Origin of the sequence: Aeromicrobium sp. S22 (genome assembly GCF_009661045.1) — a bacterium.
Taxonomy (GTDB): Bacteria; Actinomycetota; Actinomycetes; order Propionibacteriales; family Nocardioidaceae; genus Aeromicrobium; species Aeromicrobium yanjiei.
This window is the reverse complement of record NZ_WJWV01000003.1, coordinates 478,465-492,318: the sequence shown is the minus strand read 5'-3', so window position 1 is coordinate 492,318 and position 13,854 is coordinate 478,465. Positions and strand designations below refer to the sequence as shown.

The window sequence follows — 13,854 nt, the reverse complement described above, 5'->3', positions numbered from 1 at the left end:
AGTTCTGGCCTCACTTGGAAAAAGTACGACAGGACGACCCTGGCCCGGGACCACGCTACAGCGGGGTCCCGGGCCAGGTCTCTCAGTGCCTACTTCGTCGGGACCGTGATCTCCCCGTCGATGATCTGCTGCTTGTAGCCGTCCAGCTTTTCCTTGATCTCGTCGACCTGGCCACCGGTGGTGGAGTAGCCGACACCGTCGACCTTGAGGTCGTAGACCTTGGGGCCGCTGACGTTCTCGCCCTTCTCGACGCTCTCGAGGTAGTCGAAGACCGCCACGTCGATGTTCTTGAGCATCGACGTCAGGATCACGTCGCGGACCGACTTGTCGGCCGTCAGGGCCTGGTCGGAGTCGACGCCGATGGCCTTCTTCCCGGCCGCGGAAGCAGCCTCGAAGACGCCGCCGCCGGAGCCGCCTGCTGCGTGGTAGACGACGTCCGCACCGGCGTCGAACATGCCCTCGGCCGTGGTCTTGCCCTTGGCCGGGTCACCGAAGCCGCTGAAGTCCGGCGGCTGCGAGAGGTAGCGCGACTGGACCTTGATGCTCTTGTCGACCGCCTTGGCGCCAGCGGTGTAGCCCGCCTCGAACTTCTTGATCAGGGGCGTCTCGACGCCACCGACGAAGCCGATGTTCTTGGACTTGCTCTCCAGGGCTGCGGCCGCACCGACCAGGAACGAGCCCTGCTCCTCGGCGAACAGCAGGTTCGCGATGTTCTTGCCCTCGACCGCGTCGTCGACGATCGCGAAGTTCACGTCGGGGTTGGCCTTGGCGACCTTGGCCAGCGACGGGGAGTACGCGAAGCCGACCGCGATGACGGGGTCGAACCCGGCGTCGACGAGCTGCTGCAGGCGACCCTCGCGAGCCGACTCGGGCTCGCCGTCCTGCGCCTCTGCGGTCTGGACCGTGAGTCCGAGCTCGCACGCGGCCTTGTCCAGGCCCTTGGCTGCCGAGTCGTTGAAGGACTGGTCGCCGCGTCCGCCGACGTCGAACGCCATGCCGACCTTCTTGTCGGGATCGGCCTTGACGCAGTTGTCCTTGGAGCCGGACTTGTCGCTTCCGCCGTCGCTTCCGTCACTGTTCTTGCCACAGCCCGCGGCAGCGAGCACCAGCACGGCCAGACCCGCGATGGCGGTGGCCTTCGTCGATCGACGCAAAATTCCTCCTCGAAACGGAGCCGGGTGCCCGGCTCGTGAGTCGAACCTTAATCTTTGCCCCACGGCTTCGGGACCACACCCCCGGGATTGGAGGCGCCCTTAACCGTTTCTTCACCATTTGCGGCCGCGCAGAGCACGTGCCGCGTGGCTCAGCTCACAGCGGCGCTGGCCAGGACCTTCGCACCGACCGCGATCGCGCGCTCGTCGACCCGCAGGTTGCCCTGGTGCAGGTCGTACGTCGGGCCGTCGGGGGTGCGGGTGCCGAGACGTCCCATGGCGCCGGGGACCGCCTCGACGTACCAGGCGAAGTCCTCGCCGCCGAGGCTCTGCGAGGTCGTCGCGACACCGCTCGGCCCGATCGCCTCCGTGACGGCCCGTCGCAGGACCTGCGTCGCGCCGAAGTCGTTGACGACGGGCGGGACGCCGCGCGTGTAGTTGACCTCTGCGCTGACCCCGAACGGCTCGATCAGGTCGCTGATGATGCCGCGGACCAGATGTTCGGCCTGGTGCCACGCGGACGCGTCCAGCATGCGGATCGTGCCCCGGAGCTCGCCGCTGGACGGGATGACGTTGGCGGCGTTGCCGGACTGCACCTGGCCCCACACGAGGCTCGCCCCCGCCCGGGGGTCGAACCGCCGCGACAGCACCGCGGGCAGCTGCACGAGCAGGCTGCCGAGGGCGTACGTGAGGTCCTCGGTCAGGTGGGGCCGCGACGTGTGGCCGCCCCGTCCCGACAGCACGACGTGGACGTGGTCGGACGCGCCGGTGATGGGCCCCTCGCGCAGGCCGACCTGGCCGACGTCCAGCGACGGGTCGCAGTGCAGCGCGAAGATCCGCGAGACGCCCTTGAGCGCCCCGGCGGCGAGCAGCTTCAGCGCGCCGCCCGGCATGACCTCCTCGGCGGGCTGGAACAGCAGCCGCACGTGGAACGGGAGCCCATGATCGGCGTGGGCGTGCGCCAGGGCGATCCCGGCACCGAGCAGCGACGCGACGTGCACGTCGTGACCGCACGAGTGCGAGACGCCCGGGACGGTGGACCGCCAGGGATCCTGGGACGTCTCGATGACGGGGAGCGCGTCCAGATCCGCGCGCAGCGCCACGATGGGCCCCTCGGACGGACCGATCTCGGCCATCAGGCCGGTGCCCTCGAAGCGCTCGTAGGGCACGCCGATCTTGTCCATCCACGTCGCGACCACGTCCGTCGTACGCTCCTCGTGCCACGAGAGCTCGGGCGAGGAGTGCAGGTCACGGCGGACCTCGATGAGATCGGGGGTCACCACGTCGATGGATCGTGCGAGCGACTCGATCAAGGACATGGCCCCCAGTTTATCGCTGATCGCGGGCCACGCCGGACCGCTACCGTCCGGGGGGCTCCAGCGAGCGGCGGATCTGCTCGACGGTCTCGTCCGCGAGCCCCTCGAGCTTGGGCCTGACCACGAAGGGCGCCGCGACGCGGGCGAGGCCGCGGAACCGGAAGTCGGCGCGATAGCGGATCTGGGTGCTGTCGCCGTCGCGGGTGAACGTCATCGAGTCGATCGTGGTCGCGGTCTTGTTGGTTCCCCGGCACGCGAAGAACGTGGGTCGGTCGAAGCCGATCGTCTCGTAGGTGAGGTCGGTCTCGCGGCCCATGAACTCCGACCGGTTCGCGTACGTCGTGCCGAGGCCACCGTCCCCGCCGGTGCGCGTCGTGCGCACCGTCCCGGGGTCCCACTCGTTCGTGTTCTCGAAATCACTCAGGTAGGCGAACACGTCCTCGATCGGACGTGGCACCGTGAAGGTCCGTTCGACGTGCATGTCGCCAGCGTAGATCGCGGATCGACGTCCGCAACTCCTCGAGCGTCTCGTCCTGGTGCCGCAGGAACCAGATCGTGGCCAGCGCGATGCCGACGAGGGTCAGGCTCCCTCCACCCGTGAGCATCCACCGGGCGCCGAAGGTGTCGCCGACCCAGCCGACGAGCGGAGCGCCGAACGGCGTGCCTCCCATGAAGACCATGAGGTACAGCGCCGCGACCCGACCGCGCATCATGGGGCTCGAGGTCAGCTGGATCGTGGCGTTCGCCGACGTGATCATCGTCAGGGCGCACAGGCCCAGCACCGGCAGGACCGCCGCGAAGGTCTCGTACGTCGGCATGAGGCCTGCGACGATCTCGACCACGCTGAAGGCAGCACCCGCGATCACGACCGAGCGCAGGCGCGGACGTGCGCGCCGCGCCGCGAGGAGGGCGCCGGCGAGCGAGCCGATCGCCATGATCGAGGCCAGCAGGCCGTACTCCCCCGCGCCCTTGCCGAACACGTCGGTCGCCATCAGCGCGCTGGTCATCTGGAAGTTCATGCCGAACGTGCCGACGAAGAACACACAGGTGAGGATCAGCACCAGGTCGGGGCGCGAGCGGACGTACGCGACACCGTCGCGGACCGCGTGCTTGCGCGTCCCGGTCACCTCCGAGGGCCGCAGCCGGCTGCCGTCGAGCAGCTGCAGGGAGGCGAGCACCGCGAGATAGCTGAAGGCGTTGATGAGGATGACCCAGCCCGCGGCGCCGACGCCGGAGCCGAGCGCCGCGATCAGGATGCCGGCGACCGCGGGGCCGATCATGCGCGCCAGGTTGAACGACGCCGAGTTCAGGCCGACGGCGTTCGCGAGGTCGTCGCGCCCGACGATCTCGACCACGAACGACTGGCGGGCGGGGGCGTCGAAGGCCGTGCCGATGCCGAAGAGGAACGACAGGGCGTAGACATGCCAGGTCTGGACCGCCCCCGTGACGGCCAGGATGCCGAGCAGGGCCGCCGGGACCGCCATCGCGACCTGGGTGACGCGCAGGACCGTCCGCTTGGGGACGCGGTCGGCGACGACGCCGGCGATGGGCGAGAAGAGCAGGGCGGGCAGCAGCTGCAGGCCCGTCGTGATGCCGAGGGCGGTGCCGCTGTTGGTCAGCTGCAGGACCAGCCAGTCCTGGCCGATCCGCTGCATCCAGGTGCCGGTGTTGGAGACGATCGCGCCGAGGATGTAGATGCGGTAGTTGCGCACCGCCAGCGCGCGGAACGTGGGGCTCAACTCTGTGCCAGCCGTTCGAGCAGGGCGGCAGCCTCCCTCAGGGTCTTGCGCTCCGCGGCGGTGAGGGCCGCGAGCCGGTGGCCGAGCCAGAGGTCGCGGCGCGTGCGCTCCTCGGCGAGGACGGCATCGCCCTTCTGGGAGACCGAGACCAGGACCTGTCGACCGTCGTCGGGGTGGGGCTCGCGGATCGCGTAGCCCTCGTCGACCAGGCAGGCGAGCGTACGGGTGATGGACGGCGGCTGGACGCGCTCGTGCGCTGCGATCGCGCTGGGCGTCGCAGGACCGATCTTCAGGACCGCGCCGAGCACCGACAGCTGGGTGGGGGTCAGATCGCTCTGGCGCTCCTGACGGAGGCGGCGGTTGAGACGCGCCACCGACCGAGCGAGCTGGTGGGCATCAGTAGGCATGTCCTTAGCATAACAAATTACCTACGCTAATCAATGTCGTGCACGAAGACGTCATCCCGGGCGAACCGCGTGCGGCTCGCCCGGGATGACGTCAGTGCGATATCAGGCGTCGCCGTGCGCGAGGGCTCCGAGGAGGTCGCGGTTGAGCCGACTGATCGTGTCCAGCGGGATGCCCTTGGGGCATGCCGACGTGCACTCGCCGATGTTGGTGCAGCCGCCGAAGCCCTCGTGGTCGTGCTGCTCCACCATGCCGATGACCCGCGAGTCACGCTCGGGCTGGCCCTGCGGGAGCAGACCCAGGTGCGTGATCTTGGCGGCGGTGAAGAGCATGCCCGAGCCGTTGGGGCACGCCGCGACGCAGGCGCCGCAGCCGATGCACGCGGCCGACTCGAAGGCGTGGTCGGCATCGACCTTCGGGACCGGGAGGTTGTTGGCCTCGGGCGCCGAGCCGGTCGGGGCGCTGATGTAGCCGCCCGCCTGGATGATGCGGTCCAGCGATCCACGATCGACCACGAGGTCCTTGATGACCGGGAACGCTCCCGAGCGCCAGGGCTCGACGTCGATGACGGCGCCGTCCTCGAAGCTGCGCATGTGCAGCTGGCAGGTCGTGGTGACCTGCGGGCCGTGCGCGATGCCGTTGATCACGACGCCGCACGCGCCACAGATGCCCTCACGGCAGTCGTGGTCGAACGCGATCGGCTCGTCGCCGGCCAGCGTGAGCTGCTCGTTGAGGACGTCGAGCATCTCCAGGAACGACATGTCCTGCGAGACGTTCTCGACGCCGTACGTGACCATCTTGCCCTTGTCGTCGGCGTTCTTCTGACGCCAGACGCGCACCGTGATGTTCACTTGTAGCTCCTCGACTTCATCTCGACGTACTCGTACTTGAGCGGTTCCTTGTGCAGCACAGGCTGCTCCTGACCGAACTCCCACGCCGAGACGTAGGCGAACTCCTCGTCGTGGCGCAGTGCCTCGCCGTCCTCGGTCTGGCTCTCGGCGCGGAAGTGGCCGCCGCAGGACTCACGGCGGTTGAGCGCATCGATGCACATGAGCTCACCCAGCTCGAAGAAGTCCGCGACCCGGTTCGCGCGCTCGAGGGTCTGGTTGAGCTCCTCGTTGACGCCGGTGACCTTGACGTCGCGCCAGAACTCATCGCGCAGATCGCGGATCATCCCGATGGCCTTGATCAGGCCTTCTTCGCTGCGCTCCATGCCGCAGTACTCCCACATGATCTGGCCGAGCTGCTTGTGGAACGAGTCCACCGTGCGGGTGCCGTTGATCGACAGCAGCTTGGCGACGCGCTCCTCGACGGCCGCGCGGGCCTCGAGGACGGCCGGGTGGTCGTCGGCGATCTTCTCGTACGGACCGGATGCCAGGTAGTCGGCGATCGTGTTGGGCAGGACGAAGTAGCCGTCCGCGAGACCCTGCATCAGCGCCGAGGCGCCGAGGCGGTTGGCCCCGTGCTCGGAGAAGTTGGCCTCGCCCGCCACGAACAGGCCCGTCAGGTTGCTCTGCAGGTCGTAGTCGACCCACAGGCCACCCATCGTGTAGTGCACGGCCGGGTAGATGCGCATCGGCTGCTCGTACGGGTTCTCGCCGGTGATCTGCGCGTACATGTCGAACAGGTTGCCGTACTTGGCCTTCACGGCCGGCAGGCCGAGGCGCTCGATGGCCTCGGCGAAGTCGAGGTAGACACCCAGGCCGCCGGGGCCCACGCCCTTGCCGTCGTCGCACTGGTACTTCGCGGCACGCGAGGCGATGTCGCGGGGCACCAGGTTGCCGAATGCGGGGTAGATGCGCTCGAGGTAGTAGTCGCGCTCGTCCTCGGGGATGTCGCTCGGGATGCGGTCGTCACCGGCCCGCTTGGGCACCCAGATGCGTCCGTCGTTGCGCAGCGACTCGCTCATCAGCGTCAGCTTCGACTGGTAGTCGCCGCTGACCGGGATGCACGTCGGGTGGATCTGCGTGTAGCAGGGGTTCGCGAAGTACGCGCCCTTGCGGTGGGCACGCCACGTCGCGGTGACGTTGGAGCCCATCGCGTTGGTCGACAGGAAGAACACGTTGCCGTAGCCGCCGGTCGCGAGCACGACCGCGTCGGCCGTGTGCGTCTCGATCTCGCCGGTCACCATGTCGCGCACGATGATGCCGCGCGCACGGCCGTCGACCATGACGAGCTCGAGCATCTCGTGGCGCGTGTGCATCTCGACCGTGCCGGCGGCGATCTGGCGCTCGAGCGCCTGGTACGCGCCGAGCAGCAGCTGCTGGCCGGTCTGGCCGCGGGCGTAGAACGTGCGGGAGACCTGGACGCCGCCGAACGAGCGGTTGTCGAGCAGTCCGCCGTACTCACGGGCGAACGGGACGCCCTGTGCGACGCACTGGTCGATGATGTTCACCGACACCTGCGCGAGGCGGTAGACGTTGGACTCGCGGGCGCGGAAGTCGCCGCCCTTGACCGTGTCGTAGAACAGCCGGTAGATGCTGTCGCCGTCGTTGCGGTAGTTCTTCGCCGCGTTGATGCCGCCCTGGGCGGCGATCGAGTGCGCCCGGCGCGGGCTGTCCTGGTAGCAGAAGTTCTTGACGTGGTAGCCGGCCTCGCCGAGCGTCGCGGCGGCCGAGGCCCCCGCGAGGCCGGTGCCGACGATGATGATGCTCAGCTTGCGCCGGTTGGCGGGGTTGACGAGCTTGGCGTTGAACTTGCGGTCGTCCCAGCGCTTCTCGATGGGGCCCGAGGGCGCCTTCGTGTCGGCGATGTCGGCGCCGACGGTGTGGAACTGCTCGGACACGTTGGTGGTGGTCATCAGGAACCAGCTCCGAAGAAGAAGACAGCGAACGGGACGGAGAGGAAGCCGACCGTGATGAGGGTCGCGAGGCCGATCGCGATCGGGGTCCAGCGCGAGCCGCGGCGCGTCGCGCTGCGGTTCTGGCCGAGGGTCATCAGGGCGCCCCAGAAGCCGTGGGCGAGGTGGAAGCCGACCGCGATCATGCCGATCGTGTAGAGCAGGACGACCCACCAGATCTCGAAGCCGTTGACCACGCGGTCGTACTTGCTGTCGCTGGCGCCGCCGGGCGAGAGCCAGTTGGGCATCATCTGCGCGACGTGGCCGATGATGAACAGCAGCAGGACGACGCCGCCCCAGCGCATCGTGAACGAGGCGTAGCTGCGCTGGATGCCGGTCTTGTTCTGCGTGGTGTGGTAGCGCTTGCCACCGACGTAGCCGGCCGCGGCCTTGTTGCGACGCCACAGGTTGGCTGCGCAGTAGACGTGGACCACCAGCGCGACGAGCAGCAGCACTCGGATGATCCAGAGCGCTCCGCCCTCGGGGAGGTACGGGTAGAACATGTGCGGCAAGGTCTCGTGCAGGTAGGAGTCGAACTTCTCCTCGCCCTGGAAGAACTTCAGGTTGCCGTACATGTGGACGAGCAGGTAGCCCAACATGATGAGCCCCGACACCGCCATCGCATATTTCTGAGCGACCGTCGACCTGCTGGCCGAGACGCGCTTCACAGTTTGGGTAGTTGCCACCTGCACAGGGTAGGACTGATCGACGATTCACGCTAAGTCTTGTTGAGGCAAACCTTCATAGCCAATGGCTATGACACACTGGTTGGATGCAGATCCACCAGCTGACCTACTTCGTGGCCGTCGCCCGTACCCGCCACTTCACCCGGGCCGCCGAGATCACCGGTGTGTCGCAGCCCACACTGTCCAAGCAGATCCGGGTCCTGGAGAACGCCCTCGGCGCCCCGCTGTTCGTCCGCAACCGTGGAGCGATCGAGCTGACCAGCGCGGGCGAGGCGCTGCTCCCCCATGCCCAACGCATCCTCATCGACGTCGCGAGCGCCGAGCGCACGGTCCACGAGGTCGCGAGCCTGCAGCGCGGCCGGGTACGCCTCGGCGCGACGCCCTCGCTGTGCGACGGGCTGCTGCCCGAGGCGCTGACCCGGTTCCACGAGTCGTACCCGCAGATCGACCTCGAGGTGCAGGAGGCGGGCTCGCGCGTGCTGACCGAGGAGCTCGCCCAGGGCCGGCTCGACATCGCCCTGCTGATCGTCCCGCTGCACACCAACGACCCCGACATCGAGACGACACCGGTGCTGCGTGAGCGGCTCGTCCTGGCCAGCCCGGTCGATGCGGATGTCCCGGACGCGATGGCGGTCGCCGAGCTGCGCGATCTCCCCTTCGTGATGTTCCGCGAGGGCTACGACCTGCGCGACGTGACGCTCCGCGCCTGCGCGACAGCCGGGTTCGAGCCGCGCCTCGCGGTCGAGGGAGGCGAGATGAGCGCAGTCCTGCGCTTCGTCCAGGCCGGTCTCGGGCACGCGGTCGTGCCCAGCATGGTGCTGACGACCCGCCCGCAGCTGCGCGCGACCGAGCTCGTCGACCCGCCCCTCGAGCGGGTCATCGCCCTGGCCCACCGCAGCTCGGAGGCGCTGCCGCTGGCCGCCCGGGCGTTCAAGGCCGATCTCCTGGAGCACCTCCCGCGGATCGGCGACGGCGATCTGGCCCTCGTGTGAGTCCGGCTACCCCGGGCCGAGGCGGAAGGCCCGCTGCGGCACCCAGCCCGCCTCGTCCTCGTGGTGGTAGAGCGCGAACTCGCTGACCGTGAACCGGCACTCGAAGTCGTTCAGCTCGTCGTACGCCCGGTCGAGGCTCGCGTCGTCGAGGTTGTGCGCGACCGTGACGTGGGGATGGAACGGGAACTCCGGCTCGGGGCTGCCCAGGGCGGTGCGGACGCACTTGGCGAGCATCTCGGTGTAGGAGATGCCCTGGCTGACCGCGACGAAGACCACGGGCGAGACGGGGCGGAACGTGCCCGTGCCGCGCAGCCGCATCGCGAACGGCGGCAGGGCCGCCGATGCGCGCTCCAGCGCCGCGCAGACCGCGTCGAGCTGGTCGTCCTCGACCTCGGTCGGCGGGATCAGCGTGACGTGGCTCGGGACGGTCCTGGCCATCGGGTCACCGAAGTCGGCCCGCTTCTCGCGCAGCAGGGCGCCGTACGGGTCCGGGACCGGGATCGCGACTCCGATCGTGGGCATGGATCAGGCCCGCCGCACGAATCCGGAGCGCTCGTAGACCAGGTCGAGCGTCGTGGCGGCGACCTCGCGCGCCTGGGCCGCGCCCCGGGCCAGGATGCGATCGAGCTCGCCCCGGTCGTCGAGCAGCTCGCGGGTGCGGTCACCGAAGGTGCCGACGAAGTCGGCGACGAGATCGCCCAGCGCCACCTTCAGGTGGCCGTACTGCTTGCCCTCGAAGTCACGCACGATCTGCTCGACCGGCTCGTTCGTCAGCGCCGAGTAGATCGACAGGAGATTGGAGATGCCCGGCTTCTCGACCGGGTCGAAGGTGATCTCGCTGCCTGAGTCGGTCACGGCGGAGCGGATCTTCTTGGCGACCTGCTTCGGGGAGTCGGTCAGGTCGACGACACCCGCGTGCGAGGCGTTCGACCCGCTCATCTTGGAGGTCGGGTCCTGCAGGTCGTAGATCTTGGCCGTGCTCTTGACGATGTACGCCTCGGGGACCGTGAACGTCTCGCCGAAGCGGTGGTTGAACCGCTGCGCGAGGTTGCGGGTCAGCTCGACGTGCTGGCGCTGGTCCTCGCCGACCGGGACCTTGTCGGCCTGGTAGATCAGGATGTCGGCGGCCATGAGGATCGGGTACGTGAACAGGCCCACGCTCGCGGAGTCCTGGCCGCCCTTGGCGCTCTTGTCCTTGAACTGCGTCATGCGGCTGGCCTCGCCGAAGCCCGTCACGCCGCCGAGGACCCAGGCGAGCTGGGCGTGCTCGGGCACGTGGCTCTGCACGAACAGGGCGCTGCGCTCGGGGTCCACGCCGGCCGCGAGCAGCTGCGCCGCCGCGATGTAGGTGCGCTCGCGCAGCAGGGCCGGGTCGTACTCGACCGTGATCGCGTGCAGGTCCGGGATGAAGTAGAACGCCTCGAACTCGTCCTGCAGCGCGACCCACTGCTTGAACGCCCCGAAGTAGTTGCCCAGGTGGTACGAGTCGGCCGTGGGCTGGGCCCCGGAGAGGACGCGTGGACGGCGAACGGCAGGCATGGGGGCATTCTGCCAGTCGCGCGGTCGCCCGCCTTCGCGGGCTGCGCCTATGCTCGACGGGTGACTGACGTACGCCGCTGGGACGTGCCCGGGAGGGTGAACCTCATCGGGGAGCACCTCGACTACAACGGTGGGCCCGTCCTGCCCCTCGCGATCGACCGCTCGGTGACCGTCAAGGCCCGCCTGCGTGACGACGGCGTCATCAACGTGTGGAGCGACCTCCCCGGCGCCGCGAAGGTCACGTTCACGACCTCGGTGCAGCCCGGCGAGGTCGACGGCTGGGCGTCGTACGCCGCGGGGACGATCTGGAGCCTCGTGGACGCCGGTCACGCCCTGACCGGCGTCGACCTCGTGATCGAGTCGCGGCTGCCCTCAGGGGCCGGTCTGTCGTCCTCCGCCGCGACGACCTGCGGCATCGCTGCCGCGCTCGACGAGGCGCACGGCCTCGGCCTGGACCGCACCCAGATCGCCCTCGTCGCCCAGCGCGCGGAGTCCGGCTTCGTGGGCGCACCCGTCGGCCTGATGGACCAGCTCGCAGTCCTCTACGGGGCCGCGGGCCACGCAGTCCAGATCGACACCTCCGTGAGCCCTCACACGACCCGCCTCGTCCCGCTCGGCTGGGAGGAGGACGGGCTGACGCTCGTCGTCATCGCGACCGGCGTCCACCACGCCCTCGCCGACGGCGAGTACGCCGCCCGTCGCGAGGAGTGCGAGCGGGCGGCCGCCGAGCTCGGCATCGAGTGGCTCGCGCAGGCGACGCTCGACGCCACGGTGCAGCTGACCGACGAGACCCTCAAGGCCCGCACCCGGCACGTGCTCACCGAGACCGCCCGCGTCCGCGGCGCCGTCACGGCCGTGAGCCGGCGGGCCTGGGCGCAGCTCGGCACGATCCTCACCGCGTCCCACGCCTCGCTGCGCGACGACTTCGAGGTCAGCTGCCCCGAGCTCGACGTCGCGGTCGAGGCCGCGCTCGAGGCGGGCGCCCTCGGTGCCCGCATGACCGGCGGCGGCTTCGGCGGCAGCGCGATCGCCCTCGTGGCCCCCGAAAAGGTCCAGGCCCTGCGCGATCGCGTCGAGGCCCGCTACGACGCACGGCAGTGGAAGCGTCCCGAGGTGTTCGCGGTACGCGCTGCGGACGGTGCGCACCCCGTGCCGGACGCGAGTGCCAAACTAGGTCAATGACCTCTCGACGGATCGCCTACCAGGGTGAGCCCGGTGCCAACTCGCACATCGTGGCCAATCGGCACTATCCCGACTGGGAGGCCGTCCCGTGCGCCTCGTTCGAGGACGTCTTCGCGGCGGTGACCGGCGGGGAGGCCGATCTCGCGATGATCCCGATCGACAACTCGCTCGCGGGCCGGGTCGCGGACATCCACCACTTCCTGCCCACCTCGGGCCTGCACATCATCGCCGAGCACTTCCTGCGCATCCAGTTCAGCCTCATGGGCGTGCGCGGCGCGACGATCGACCAGATCAAGACCGTGCACAGCCACGTCCACGCGCTCGGGCAGTGCCGCAAGATCATCCGCGAGCACGGCCTCACGACCGTGATCTCCGGCGACACCGCCGGCGCGGCGCGAGAGATCGCCGACGCGGGCGATCCGACCCAGGCCGCCATCTCCCCGCCCATGGCCGCCGAGATCTACGGTCTCGACGTCCTGGCCGAGGACATCGAGGACGAGGACCACAACACGACCCGGTTCGTCGTGCTGTCCCGCGAGCCCGTCCGGGCCGCTCCCGGCTCCGGGCCGACCGTGACGACGTTCGTGTTCAACGTGCGCAACCTGCCGGCGGCCCTCTACAAGGCCCTGGGCGGCTTCGCGACCAACGGCGTCAACATGACCAAGCTCGAGAGCTACATGGTCGACGGCGAGTTCATCGCGACCCAGTTCCTCGCCGAGGTCGACGGCCACCCGGACGAGGGGCCCCTGGCGCGCGCACTCGAGGAGCTGGCCTTCTTCACCACCGAGGTCACGGTGCTGGGCGTCTATCCCGCCGATCCCTTCCGCACCCGCTCGCAGTGAGGGGCCAGCCGTGAGGTGGCCGCTGAACGTCCCGGTGCTGAGCGACGGCGTCGTGACGATCCGCGCCCACGTCCCGGACGACATCGACGCGATGCTCGAGATGGCCCTCGACCCCACGATGGTCCGCTGGACCGCGATCCCCTCGCCCCACCAGCGGAGCATGAGCGAGCAGTTCGCGTTCACGATCCTGCCTCGGGGCTGGGAGGACGGATCGCACCGCGGCTGGGCGATCGAGGCGACCGACGACGCCGGGCGCTCCCGGTTCGCGGGCAACGTCGACATCCGGCAACGGCCCATCGCGGACATCGGCTTCGCGCTGCACCCGTGGGCACGCGGGCGCGGGATCATGTCCCGGGCCGTGCGCCTCGCGGTGGACTGGGCGCTCACCGAGGGCGGCGTCGAGATCGTGCACTGGCGTTCACACGTCGGCAACGAGGCCTCCTTGAGGGTCGCCCACTCGACGGGGTTCACGCTGCACGGCCTGGTCCCGGGCATGCTGCACGAGCGGGGCCGGGTCCTCGACGCGTGGACCGGGTCCATCCGTTTCGGCGACGCGCCCTACCCGAGTACGCCGTGGGCCGGGGGGACGGTGCTCGAGTCCGAGCGGCTGCGCTTGCGTCCGTTCACCGCCGCCGACGTCCCGCGGCTCGTCGAGATGTGCAACGACCCGGTCAGCCGGCGCTTCCTGGCCTGGCTCCCCCAGCCGTACACCGTCGCCTCGGCCGAGGCGTACCTGCACGACTGCCTCTGGCAGGCCGCGACGGGGGCGAAGGCCACGTGGGCCGTCGCGGACCGCGACAGCGACGAGCTGCTGGGCAACATCGCCGTGATGGACATGCTCGGCCTCAACCGGGACCACGGCGAGATCGGCTACTGGATGCACCCCGACGCCCGGGGTCGCGGCCTGGCGACCGAGGCGTGCCGCACGGTCGTCGACCACGCGCTCGACCCCGACGGGCTCGACAGGCGACGCCTCTCGCTGTACGCGGCGGAGGACAACCCGGCCAGCCACGCGATCGCTCTCGCGGCCGGATTCTCCTACTACGGCACGCAGCGGGCCGCCGAGCGCCTCGGCGACGGGTCGTTCGACGACCTGCGCGGCTACGAGCTCCTGCGCTGAACCGTCGACGGCTTCTGTCGGACCCCCGCGCCAGGATGCTGTT

14 protein-coding genes are annotated in these 13,854 nt (G+C 69.6%); 4 read left to right on the top strand and 10 right to left on the bottom strand.

The window, feature by feature from the left end:
* Positions 1-89: 89 nt before the first annotated feature.
* The 8 genes from GEV27_RS15370 to GEV27_RS15335 all read right to left on the bottom strand — a co-directional run bounded on the left by GEV27_RS15370 (position 90) and on the right by GEV27_RS15335 (position 8,136).
* Positions 90-1,154 (bottom strand): BMP family protein, encoded by a 1,065-nt coding sequence (locus GEV27_RS15370; protein ID WP_194839952.1) that lies wholly within the window; start codon positions 1,152-1,154, stop codon positions 90-92.
* 149 nt (positions 1,155-1,303) lie between these two features.
* On the bottom strand, positions 1,304-2,470 hold the full coding sequence (locus tag GEV27_RS15365) for an amidohydrolase (protein ID WP_153651735.1): 1,167 nt from the start codon (positions 2,468-2,470) through the stop codon (positions 1,304-1,306).
* A 40-nt stretch (positions 2,471-2,510) separates the two neighbouring features.
* Positions 2,511-2,948: an SRPBCC family protein gene (locus tag GEV27_RS15360; RefSeq protein WP_153909411.1), complete on the bottom strand. Its 438-nt coding sequence runs from the start codon at positions 2,946-2,948 to the stop codon at positions 2,511-2,513.
* The gene (locus GEV27_RS15355; protein WP_153909412.1) at positions 2,884-4,206 is read right to left on the bottom strand and encodes an MFS transporter; all 1,323 of its coding nucleotides are present in this window, start codon (positions 4,204-4,206) and stop codon (positions 2,884-2,886) included. Before GEV27_RS15355 ends, GEV27_RS15360 begins: the two co-directional genes overlap by 65 nt.
* Complete coding sequence (locus tag GEV27_RS15350; RefSeq protein ID WP_153651732.1) at positions 4,203-4,613, bottom strand: MarR family winged helix-turn-helix transcriptional regulator; 411 nt, start codon at positions 4,611-4,613, stop codon at positions 4,203-4,205. The genes GEV27_RS15355 and GEV27_RS15350 overlap by 4 nt, the downstream gene beginning before the upstream one ends.
* Before the next feature lie 102 nt (positions 4,614-4,715).
* Positions 4,716-5,462 (bottom strand): succinate dehydrogenase/fumarate reductase iron-sulfur subunit, encoded by a 747-nt coding sequence (locus GEV27_RS15345; protein ID WP_153651731.1) that lies wholly within the window; start codon positions 5,460-5,462, stop codon positions 4,716-4,718.
* The gene (locus GEV27_RS15340) at positions 5,459-7,411 is read right to left on the bottom strand and encodes a fumarate reductase/succinate dehydrogenase flavoprotein subunit (protein WP_153651730.1); all 1,953 of its coding nucleotides are present in this window, start codon (positions 7,409-7,411) and stop codon (positions 5,459-5,461) included. Before GEV27_RS15340 ends, GEV27_RS15345 begins: the two co-directional genes overlap by 4 nt.
* A complete protein-coding gene (locus tag GEV27_RS15335; protein WP_243838890.1) occupies positions 7,411-8,136 on the bottom strand; it encodes a succinate dehydrogenase cytochrome b subunit in 726 nt (241 codons plus the stop codon). The genes GEV27_RS15340 and GEV27_RS15335 overlap by 1 nt, the downstream gene beginning before the upstream one ends.
* 86 nt (positions 8,137-8,222) lie before the next feature.
* Between GEV27_RS15335 and GEV27_RS15330 the strand changes: the two genes are divergently transcribed.
* Positions 8,223-9,128, top strand: coding sequence for a LysR substrate-binding domain-containing protein (locus GEV27_RS15330; RefSeq protein WP_153651729.1), 906 nt, complete (start codon positions 8,223-8,225; stop codon positions 9,126-9,128).
* 6 nt (positions 9,129-9,134) lie between these two features.
* On the opposite strand, the gene GEV27_RS15325 is transcribed toward GEV27_RS15330, so the two are convergent.
* Together GEV27_RS15325 and trpS are read right to left on the bottom strand one after the other, a co-directional pair.
* On the bottom strand, positions 9,135-9,650 hold the full coding sequence (locus GEV27_RS15325) for a 2'-5' RNA ligase family protein (protein WP_153651728.1): 516 nt from the start codon (positions 9,648-9,650) through the stop codon (positions 9,135-9,137).
* A 3-nt stretch (positions 9,651-9,653) separates the two neighbouring features.
* Complete coding sequence (gene trpS / locus GEV27_RS15320; protein ID WP_153651727.1) at positions 9,654-10,667, bottom strand: tryptophan--tRNA ligase; 1,014 nt, start codon at positions 10,665-10,667, stop codon at positions 9,654-9,656.
* A 60-nt stretch (positions 10,668-10,727) separates the two neighbouring features.
* Here trpS and galK point away from each other — a divergent pair, with 60 nt between their 5' ends.
* Genes galK through GEV27_RS15305 form a run of 3 tightly spaced genes read left to right on the top strand, consistent with a single transcriptional unit; the run spans position 10,728 to position 13,811 of the window.
* The gene (galK, locus tag GEV27_RS15315) at positions 10,728-11,849 is read left to right on the top strand and encodes a galactokinase (protein ID WP_194944229.1); all 1,122 of its coding nucleotides are present in this window, start codon (positions 10,728-10,730) and stop codon (positions 11,847-11,849) included.
* Positions 11,846-12,691, top strand: a complete 846-nt coding sequence (locus GEV27_RS15310; RefSeq protein ID WP_153651725.1) for a prephenate dehydratase — start codon at positions 11,846-11,848, stop codon at positions 12,689-12,691. The genes galK and GEV27_RS15310 overlap by 4 nt, the downstream gene beginning before the upstream one ends.
* A 10-nt stretch (positions 12,692-12,701) precedes the next feature.
* Positions 12,702-13,811 carry a GNAT family N-acetyltransferase gene (locus tag GEV27_RS15305; RefSeq protein WP_153909414.1) on the top strand — a complete coding sequence of 370 codons (1,110 nt, stop codon included), beginning with the start codon at positions 12,702-12,704 and terminating at the stop codon, positions 13,809-13,811.
* Positions 13,812-13,854 lie beyond the last annotated feature (43 nt).